At 73.0% G+C, this 9,576-nt stretch carries 9 protein-coding genes; 2 read left to right on the forward strand and 7 right to left on the reverse strand.

The features are described from left to right. Nucleotides 1-208 precede the first annotated feature (208 nt). From JNK30_RS15245 to JNK30_RS15270, 6 genes are all read right to left on the reverse strand, one after another. Complete coding sequence (locus JNK30_RS15245; RefSeq protein WP_293483402.1) at nucleotides 209-1,498, reverse strand: NTP/NDP exchange transporter; 1,290 nt, start codon at nucleotides 1,496-1,498, stop codon at nucleotides 209-211. A 19-nt stretch (nucleotides 1,499-1,517) separates the two neighbouring features. Further along, entirely contained in the window at nucleotides 1,518-2,492 is a 975-nt protein-coding gene (locus JNK30_RS15250; RefSeq protein ID WP_293483404.1) for an aldo/keto reductase, read from the reverse strand. A gap of 218 nt (nucleotides 2,493-2,710) precedes the next feature. Further along, the gene (gene gmk, locus JNK30_RS15255) at nucleotides 2,711-3,385 is read right to left on the reverse strand and encodes a guanylate kinase (RefSeq protein ID WP_293483418.1); all 675 of its coding nucleotides are present in this window, start codon (nucleotides 3,383-3,385) and stop codon (nucleotides 2,711-2,713) included. An 84-nt stretch (nucleotides 3,386-3,469) separates the two neighbouring features. Continuing rightward, on the reverse strand, nucleotides 3,470-4,351 hold the full coding sequence (locus JNK30_RS15260) for a YicC/YloC family endoribonuclease (protein ID WP_293483406.1): 882 nt from the start codon (nucleotides 4,349-4,351) through the stop codon (nucleotides 3,470-3,472). A 70-nt stretch (nucleotides 4,352-4,421) separates the two neighbouring features. Then, a complete protein-coding gene (locus JNK30_RS15265; protein ID WP_293483408.1) occupies nucleotides 4,422-5,438 on the reverse strand; it encodes an aldo/keto reductase in 1,017 nt (338 codons plus the stop codon). 119 nt (nucleotides 5,439-5,557) lie between these two features. Further along, nucleotides 5,558-6,451, reverse strand: coding sequence for a hypothetical protein (locus JNK30_RS15270; RefSeq protein WP_293483410.1), 894 nt, complete (start codon nucleotides 6,449-6,451; stop codon nucleotides 5,558-5,560). Between the two features lie 381 nt (nucleotides 6,452-6,832). Here JNK30_RS15270 and JNK30_RS15275 point away from each other — a divergent pair, with 381 nt between their 5' ends. Both JNK30_RS15275 and JNK30_RS15280 read left to right on the forward strand, forming a co-directional pair. Further along, nucleotides 6,833-7,459, forward strand: a complete 627-nt coding sequence (locus JNK30_RS15275; protein WP_293483412.1) for a glutathione S-transferase family protein — start codon at nucleotides 6,833-6,835, stop codon at nucleotides 7,457-7,459. A 204-nt stretch (nucleotides 7,460-7,663) separates the two neighbouring features. Then, the gene (locus JNK30_RS15280; RefSeq protein ID WP_293483414.1) at nucleotides 7,664-8,587 is read left to right on the forward strand and encodes a hypothetical protein; all 924 of its coding nucleotides are present in this window, start codon (nucleotides 7,664-7,666) and stop codon (nucleotides 8,585-8,587) included. A gap of 241 nt (nucleotides 8,588-8,828) precedes the next feature. On the opposite strand, the gene mltG is transcribed toward JNK30_RS15280, so the two are convergent. Next, the coding region (gene mltG, locus JNK30_RS15285; RefSeq protein WP_293483416.1) for an endolytic transglycosylase MltG at nucleotides 8,829-9,576 on the reverse strand (748 nt) is incomplete at its 5' end.

A 9,576-nucleotide genomic window follows, 5' to 3' on the forward strand; every position in this document is an offset into this window, starting at 1 on the left:
CTGCGCCGGGTCCGGCCGGGATGACAGCCGCAAGAACGCAGACCTACTCCTGTCATCCCGGTTTCGCCGCAGGCGAAAACCGGGACCCATAGACTCCGCGCCTCAGGCAAACCCCCGTCGCCGCACGGCTCGCCCCCGGCTGCGCCGGGTCCGGCCGGGATGACAGCCGAAAGAATGCTGACCTACCCCAACAGCCGTGAGGATCGCGTCAGGACCGCGGAACAGCCCGGCCGGGCGCGGCGTCGTGGCGGCGGCCCAGCCACAGGCCGTTCAGCGCCCATACGCCCGCCAGCCCTGCCCCCACCAGCACGCTCACCGTCGGCGAGGCCGTGACCGCGTCGACGGCGGTCTTGGCCTGGCCGCCCACATAGTCCGCCAGGCGGTACACGGGCACGTCGATGAAGCTCTTGGCCTTGTACTTGGCCTCTGTGTCCAGCTTCGAGAACAGCATCTCGCGCCCCGGCCGGACCAGGGCGTACTCGCCCCAGCGCCGCAGGACGATGGCCGCCGCCAGCACGGCGAAGGCGTTGAACGCCGCCAGCGCCAGGAAGGCCCCGATCATCAGCACCGGCAGCAGCGTCAGGAGCGCCTTCACGCCAAGCCGGGTGGCGATACGCCCGGTCAGGAACAGCTGCGTCGCCACCGTCAGCGACTGCACCACCACGTCCAGCGTCGCGAACACCTGGGTGCGCCGGTCGGGGTCGGCGAAGGTCTCCTCCACCAGCCGCAGCTGCTCGAAGTAGAGGATCGTGTTCGCCGCCGAGAGCAGGCACACGAAGGCCGCGATGCCCAGCAGGTAGGGTGACGAGAGCACCTGGGTGAAGCCGGCGAACGGATTGCCGCCCAGGCCGCCCTCCGCCGGGGCGCCGTCGGTCCGGCCCTTCCACACCGCCAGCAGCACCAGCTGGCAGCCGATCGCGCCCGCGAACCCCACGGCCGCCATGTAGAGCAGCCCCGGCACGCCCAGCACATCGGCCAGCAGGGCCGTGAGCAGCGGACCGACCAGGGCCCCGAAGGTCCCGCCCGCCGCGATGAAGCCGAACAGCCGGCGCGTCTGCTCGCTCGAGAACAGCTCCAGCAGGAAGCTCCAGAACACCGAGACCAGCATCACGTTCAGCACGCTGATCCAGACGTAGAAGAACGAGCCCACGCCGCGGCCGATCTCGCCCGTGCCCATGGCCAGGCCGAGCCCCACCAGCATCAGGCTCACCGAGCCGTAGATGCACGGCAGCAGCACGCTGCGCCGCACCCGCGCCACCAGCCAGCCGTAGAGCGGGATGATCGCGACCGAGAAGATCGCCGTGTACAGCCACAGGTCCGCCACGTACTCGCGGCCCAGCAGCGTCGCGATCGTCTCCCGCGCGGGCCGCACCGCGAAGTAGCTGCCCAGGACGAAGAAGAAGAGGAAGAAGGCGGCCAGCACCGCCCGGCCCTCGCCCGGCTCGACCTTCGAGAGCCGCGCGAACTGGCGCTGCGGGAACCCTGGTGCGGCGGTCATGACGCCCTCTTCCCGACAGCTACGCCGCCTGCGGCAGCTCCGCCACGAACGTCGCGATCCGTTGGCGCAGCGCCGCGTCCGGCAGCCGCCCGACGCCGCCGCCCAGGTTGTCCAGCATGTTCTTCACCTGGCTCGTGGCCGGCGTCGCCACCGTCACCGCCGGGTGGCCGATCACCCACTTCAGGAACACCTGCGCCCACGACTTCGCGTCGATCTCGGCGGCCCAGTCCGGCAGCGGCCGCTCGCCCACCCGCCGGAACAGCCGCGTCCGGCCGAACGGGGCATAGACCAGGACGCCGATCTTCCGCTCGACGGCCAGCGGCAGGATGGTCGTCTCCACCTCGCGGTTGTCGACGGCGTAGTCGACGCCGATGAAGTCGAGGGGCTCGTTCTTCATCAGCGAGACCAGCGTCTCGTACTGCGGCTCGAACGTCGTGGTGACGCCGATGTAGCGCACCCGCTTCTGCGCCTTGAGCTGCTTCAGCAGGCCCAGCTGGGTCGGCGGGTCGCCGACGTTGTGCACCTGGATCAGGTCGATCGTGGGCCGGCCCCAGCGGGCGAACGACTGCTCGATCTGCGCCTTCGCCGCCGCCGGATCGGCCGTCCCGCCGGGACGCGCCACGTTCAGCTTGGTGGCCCAGAACAGCTTGTCCGCCAGGCCGGCCTCGCGCGCCATCCGCCCCGCCACCTCCTCCGAGGCGCCGTAGCTGGGGGCGGTGTCGAACACGCGCCCGCCCGCCTCGACCATGGTCCGCATCACCTCGCGCAGGGCCGCGGCGTCCTCGGAGCGCGCCACCTGGCTGAACGTCGCCGAGCTCCCCAGCCCGATCACCGGCAGCCGCTCCTCGGAGATTTGAGCAGGGCTTCGAACCCCCGATCCGGGGATCGCCCGGGTCAGCAGCTTCATCGGCGCGGCTCCCGCGCCGCCTGCGGCCATCGCCGCCGCGGCTCCCAGCGCCAACCCCAGGCCTTCGCGACGCGTCACCGAACTCATGGCCGCTCCTTACGCTTGCACCCGCGCAGAGCTAACCACGCCCCAGGCCCGGCGCCATCCCCATCTGTCATCCCGGTTTGAGCGCAGCTCAAGACCGGGACCCATAGACTCCGCGCCCCAGGCAAACCCCCGGCCGTCCACGCCGCGCCTCACGCTCGACCGCCGACGCGTATGGATCCCGGTTTTCGCTGCCGCGAAACCGGGACGACAGCTGTCGCCTACTTCTGCACCGGCCGCATCATCGTGGTGCGCGGCGGCGCGCCGGCCGCGGACGGCTCGCCCCCCGCCGCCTCCGCCAGCAGCCCGCCCACGAAGCCCGGCAGCCAGGTGTTGCGCTGCGGCTTGATCCGCTCGGCGCGGTAGATGTGGCCCAGGTCCGCGTAGGCCCGGTCGAAGTTCTGGTTGACGATGACGTAGTCGTAGAGATGCCAGTGCTGGATCTCTTCCTGCCCCAGCCGCAGGCGCGCCTCCATGATCGCCTCCGAGTCCTGCGCCCGCGCCCTCAGGCGCCGCTCCAGGTCGCCCCAGGCCGGCGGCAGGATGAACACCCGCACGGAATCGTCCGGCGCCTTTTCGGCGATCTGCGCCGCCCCCTGCCAGTCGATGTCGAAGATCACGTCGTGCCCGGCCTCCAGCGCGGCCATCACCGGCGCCTTGGGCGTGCCGTAGTAGTTCCCGTTGACCGTGGCGTGCTCCAGGAACTCGCCCGCGGCGACCAGCGCCTCGAACTCGTCCCGGCTCTTGAAGTAGTACTCGCGCCCCTCCTCCTCGCCCGGCCGCGGGTCGCGCGTCGTCGCCGAGATCGACAGGATCAGGCTGTCGTGGTCGGCCACCAGGGTGCGCGTGAGCGAGGTCTTGCCCGCGCCCGCCGGGCTCGAGACCAGCAGCAGCATCCCCCGCCGCGTCGTCTCCCAGGGCTTGCCCGGATCCTGAACGCTCACCAACCCCGCTCTCCCCCCACGACGGCTCCGCGCGGCTCACTCCACATTCTGCACCTGCTCGCGGAACTGCTCGATGACGGCTTTGAGGTCCAGGCCCACCGCGGTCAAGGCGCCCGAGGCCGACTTCGAGCACAGGGTGTTGGCCTCGCGCATGAATTCCTGCGTCAGGAAGTCCAGCCGCCGGCCCACCGCGCCCTCAGCGGCCAGCAGACCGCGCGCGGCGTCCACGTGGCCGGCCAGCCGGTCCAGCTCCTCGGCCACGTCGGCCTTCACCGCCATGGCGGCGGCCTCCTGCACGATGCGCTCCTCGGTGGCGGCCTCGCCCGCCAGCTCCTTCAGCCGCGCCTCGAAGCGGGCCTTGATCAGCGCCGGCTGCCCGGCCGCCAGCTCGCGGGCCTGCGCCGCCAGCGCGCCGATCCGGTCCACCTGGCCGCCCAGCACGGGCGCGAGCTGCCCGCCCTCCTGCCGGCGCGCGGCCAGGAGGCCGTCCAGGGCCGCCCCGATCGAGGCCGCCATCGCCGCCTCCAGCTCGGCCTGGGCCTCGGGGTCCAGCCCGGCGTCGTCGCCTTCCAGCACCCCGCGCAGCGCGAGCAGGCCGTCCATCGACGGCGCCGCGGCGCGCCCGGCCGCCACCAGCGGCGCGCCCAGGGCCAGGTAGCGGTCCAGCACCTCGTGGTTCACGCGCACGGCCGCCGCGCCCTCGGCGCGCTTGGCCTGGACGCCCACGGTCAGCTGCCCGCGCGCGAACCGCGCCTGCGCCCCCTCGCGCGCCGCCCGCTCCAGGCCCTCGAACCCCGGCGGCCCGCGGAACCGCACCTCCAGGTTCCGCCCGTTCACGCTGCGCGCCTCGACCGCCCAGGTCCACGACCCCAGCGCGCCCTCCGCGCGCCCGAACCCCGTCATCCCCGAGATCGGCATGCCCAGCCCTCCGCCGCGTTCCGCCGCCTCTTAGAGCGTGTCGCCGCCCGAGAGAACCTGGAGTGACGCCCTACCCCATCGGGTAGAGGATCTCCTTCGTCACCCCGTCGATGGCCTTCATCACGTCCTGCGGCAGCACCAGGTCCATCGCCGCCAGGATGTCGGGCAGCTGGGCCTCGGCCGTCACGCCCACGATGGTCGAGGCCACGAAGTCGTGCTGCTTGCTCCACGCGGTGGCCAGCGTCACCGGGCTCATCCCGGCCTGCGCCGCGATCGCCATGAACCGCTCGGTCGAGGCCAGCGACTTGTCGTTGACGAACCGGTTGGCCATGGCCGCCTGCCGCCCGCCCAGCTCGAGGTAGCGCGAGAACCGCGCCCCCGCCGGCCGCGCCCCGCCGTTGTACTTGCCCGACAGCACCCCGCCGGCCAGCGGCGAATAGGGGATCAGGCTCACCCCCTCGTGCCGGCAGGCCGCCGCCAGCTCGTCCTCGAACCGCCGGTTGTTCAGGCTGAAGTTGTTCTGGATCGTCTCGTAGCGCACCGTCCCCAGCCGCTCCGACGCCGCTAGGCTCTTCATCAGCCCCCAGGTCGTCTCGTTGCTGCAGCCGACGATGCGCACCTTCCCGGCGCGGACCAGCTCGTCCAGCGTCTCCATGGTCTCGTCGTAGGCCACGCCGTGGTCCGGCCAGTGGGTCTGGTAGAGGTCGACGTAGTCGGTCCCCAGCCGCTTCAGGCTGGCCTCCAGCGCGCGGGTGATGTTGTGCCGGTCCAGCGCCGTCATCCCCGCCCGCATCGAGCCCTTGATCCAGCCGTGGCTCGGCCCGCACACCTTGGTCGCCAGGATGATCGCGTCGCGGTCCTTGGTCTTCAGCCAGCGCCCGACGATCTCCTCGCACTGCCCGGCCCACTTGGGGTCCGGCGGCACCGGATAGTTCTCGGCCGTGTCGTAGAAGTTGATCCCGGCCTCGAAGCACTGGTCCAGGATCCGGTGCGACGTGGGTTCGTCCACCGCCGACCCGAAGGTCATGGTGCCCATGCAGATGTCGGAAACCACGATGGCGCTGCGGCCCAGGCGACGGTTGCCCATGGAGGGTGATGCTCTCAGCTGAAGGTCCGGGGAACGGCGGCGCAAAGCCCGCCGCCCACCTTCTGCCACGGCCAAGCCGCCCAAGCCAAGCGGCCCAAGCCAAGCGGGAGGCCGGACCCTCAGCGCCCCGACAGCTTGACCCGCGCCGCGTCGTCCTGGATCCGCGAGCCCATCCACGCCGGCGCCGGCGCCAGGTCCTCCGGCCGCACCCGCCCCTCCCGCAGGTCGCGCCGCAGCGCGTCGGCCTCGGCGGCCGGCAGGCCGCGGATCAGGTCGGTGATCTCCACCATGGCGCCTTCGGGCGTGCGTCCGAACCGCCGCGGCACGAAGCTGACGATCGTCCGCTCGGGCTCCGCCTCGGTCCCCGCCGCCGCCGGCGCCTCGGTGGCCCGGTGCGTCCCGAACGCCCGCGGCGCCAGCTTGGCGATGCGCCGCCAGATGGTGTGGATCTTCAGCCGCGCGGTCTTCACCTCGTCCTCGCCGGCCTCGCAGGCGATCCGCCACGCTAGGTCGAACAGCCGCTCGGCCTGCGCCTCCCGCGCCTTCAGGTAGGCCGCCTGGAACTCGGGGTGCGCCTCGCGCCAGCGGTGCACCGTGGCGCAGGTGGGCATGTCGCGCTCCTCGCACACCTCGGCCAGACTGCGCCCGTGCGCCAGCCGCTCCAAGAGCTCGGCCGCCACCTCGGGGTCGTAACCCACATAGGCCCGGCGCGGCCCGAACACCGCCGCCCCCGCCGCCTCGGCCGCCTCGGCCATCCCCCGCAGCTCGGCGTCCGTCGCCAGCCAGTACATCAGCGTCGAGCGCGACGGCATCCCCGGCTCGCGGCACGCGTCGGCGACCGTCCCGCCGCCCTCCAGCCGCCGGCACAGCCGCTGCACCGCGGCGATCTTCCGCTCGTAGTCCCGCGCCTGCGCCCGCCGCCGCGCCCGCTCGGCCCGCTTGCGCAGCGCCCCCTCCGAGGGCGCGCCCTGCGCGCACGCCGAATCCCCGGCCCCCAAGTCCGCCTCACCCATCGCCATGTCTCCGAAACAGCGCCGCCGCGCCCGGCCCCGGGCGCAAGGATCAACGCTGACAGAAACCTACCAGAAACGTGTCCGAATTGCAAGAACAAACCATAAACTGTCATCCCGGTTTCGCCCCCGGCGAAAACCGGGACCCATAGACTCCGCGCTTCCGGCAAACCCCCCAGCGGCCAACGCCGCGCCCCAATCCCCGCCACCGACGCGTATGGATCCCGGTCTTCGCCAAAGGCGAAACCGGGATGACAGCCCTGAAGATCGCGCCTCACCCCTCCACAAACCCGCATGACAACCGCGCCGCGCTCGCCCCCCAGGATGTCGGATCCCCCCGCCCCCGCACGTCCTGTACACACCACCCCACGGAGGACGACGACCATGATCACGGTATGGGGCGGACAGACCTCGCGGTCCCTGCGCGTCGCCTGGCTGCTGGAGGAGATGGGCCTGCCCTACCAGGTGCGGCAGGTCGACATGCTGGCCCCGGAGAAGGACCCCGCCTGGCTCGCCGTCAACCCCGGCGACTTCCTGCCCGCCATCCAGGACGGCGAGGTCACGATGGTCGAGTCCATCGCGATCCTGGAGTACCTGATGGGCCGCTACGGCCCCACGCCGCTGCAGCCCGCCCCCGGCGACCCGGCCTTCCCCGCCTACCAGCAGTTCCTCCACCTGGGCGAGGCGGGCCTCGCCACCCTCATGATGGTCCCCCTGGTCAGCGGCTTCCTCGCGCCCCAGGCCGAGCGCGACAACTGGAGCGCCCGCTGGGCCCGCGAGTGCGTCGAGCGCCGCCTGCTGCTCGTCCGCCGCCGGCTCGCCGCCGCCCCCTACATGGCCGGCGACCGCTTCACCGCCGCCGACATCTCGGTCAGCTACGCCCTGCGCCTGGGCGCCGCCCACGCCGGCTTCGCCCTCGACCCCGCCGAACAGGCCTACCTCGCCCGCACCACCGCCCGCGACGCCTACCAGCGCGCCCTCGCCCGCTCCCAGCTCGCCCCGCCGGCCTGACCACCCCCTGTCATCCCGGTCTGGGCGCAGCCCAACACCGGGACCCATAGACTCCGCGCCCCAGGCAAACCCCCGACGCCCGACCCCGCGGCCCCCCGCCTCCCCCGCCACATCCAATGCACGAAGCTTCCGACACTACCCCTCCGGGTTGCCGACGCGCCGTCGTTGCGGCAAGCTCGGCCGCGGGATTGGGGGATCACGCGCATGACGAGCGACCGCACGCTGCTCCACGCCGCCGGCCAGGCCTACGCCATCCCGGACGAGGGCGGGACGGTTCCGCCCTGGATGCCCGTCGACGCCTTGGGAAAGCCCGCGGGCGTGCGGGCCGGCGACGTGCCCTGGACCCAGGCCCCCGTGGGCGTCGCCTGCGGCGAGACGCCCGGCCTGTTCGACGACGCGGGGCTCGTCGGCCGGACCGCTGAGGGCGTGGTCATCGCCTTGCGCGGAACCCGGCTGTCCATCTCGCCGAAGCGCGCCCCGCTTCTCTGGGTCACCGACTGGGTCAACAACCTCGCCATCGGTCTCACGTCCGACGGCGACGCGCCCGCGGAAGAGGCGTCGCACGGCGGCTTCCGCCTCGCCGCCCACCGGGTGGCCAGGACGCTGCGGCCGCAGATCCAGGCGGCCCTCGCCGCCGCCGCGAAAACGGCCCCCATCTACGTCACGGGCCACAGCAAGGGCGGCGCGATGGCGCCCTTCGTGGCACGCTGGCTCATCGCCCAGGGCCTGGCGACCGGTCGCAGGGTCGTCGTGCGCACCTTCGCCGCGCCCCGGCTTTGCGGCGCCGGCTTCCGCGACGCCTACCTTGCGTCGGGCGTCGACCATCTGCGCTACGAGGCTTTTGGCGACGTGGTGCCGATGCTCCCGCTGACCGGGCCCATCGCCTGGCCGCTGCTGGCCCTCGCGCCTGACTCCGTGCGGAGGAACGCCGCGACGGTGGTGCTGGCCGGCTACGTCGACCTGGGCCCGGGCCGCTACATCAGGCCGTCCGGCGCCCTCATCGACATCCATACGGCGGGCCGCCACCGCCTGAGCGACCTCGAAGCCATCGCCGAGCCCGGTGACCCGACCTTCCTGACCCAGCACTCGATCACCCGGGGAAGCACCTACGCCGACCGCGTCCCCTGAACACCGGCCGCCCCGCTCCACCCCGACACCCCATCCCCACCGGGGATACACCGCCCCTTCAAACCCACGGCCGCCTGCGAGCCTGCGGGGCCAGGCGGGTCAAGGCGCGCGCGCCAGCGCGCCCGCCCCGCGGCGAGCCCGCCAGGGCTCGGCCTTGACGCGCCTGACCCCGCAGGCAGGCTCTGGGGCGGGGTTGCAGGACGCGGGAGGCGGGTGTGGGCCAGCTCCCGTCCTGCCCCCCCTACCTCCCAGCCGCCCCCCGCGCCCGCTCGATCTCCCGCCACCGCGCCACGTTGCGCTGGTGCTCCGCGTACGTCTTCGCGAACGCGTGCCCGCCCGTCCCGTCGGCCACGAAGAACAGCTCGTCGGTCTTCGGCGGGTTCAGCACGGCGGCCAGGGCCTCGCGGCCGGGGTTCGCGATGGGGGTCGGGGGCAGGCCGATGAACCGGTAGGTGTTGTAGCCGGTGTCGCCCGCCAGTTCCGAGGCGCGGATGCCGCGGCCCAGGGGGCGGCCCCTGGTGAGGCCGTAGATGATGGTGGGGTCGCTCTGCAGCGGCATGCCCATCCGCAGGCGGTTCACGAACACCGCCGCCACGCGCGGCCGCTCGGCCGCCACGCCCGTCTCCTTCTCGACGATGGAGGCCAGGATCACCGCCTCGTCGGGGGTGCGCAGGGGCAGGTCGGGTGCGCGGGCGGCCCACAGCTCGGCCAGGGCCTTGTCGCGGGCGGCGCGCATGCGGGCGATCACCTCGGCGCGGTCCTCGCCGCGGCGCACGTCGTAGGTGTCGGGCATCAGGGCGCCCTCGGGCGGCTCGTCGGCGCGGCCGGTCAGGGCCGGATAGGCGTTGACCGCCTCGGCCGCCATGCCGCTGGTCCAGCCCTCGGGGATGGTGATGCGGCGGCGCACGACGCGGCCGGCGCGGATGTCGGCCAGCAGCGAGGCCATGGAGGCGCCGGACTTCACCTCGTACTCGCCGGCCTTCAGGTCG

The sequence above is a fragment of the Phenylobacterium sp. genome (assembly GCF_016793225.1).
In the GTDB taxonomy this organism is placed as follows: domain Bacteria; phylum Pseudomonadota; class Alphaproteobacteria; order Caulobacterales; family Caulobacteraceae; genus Phenylobacterium.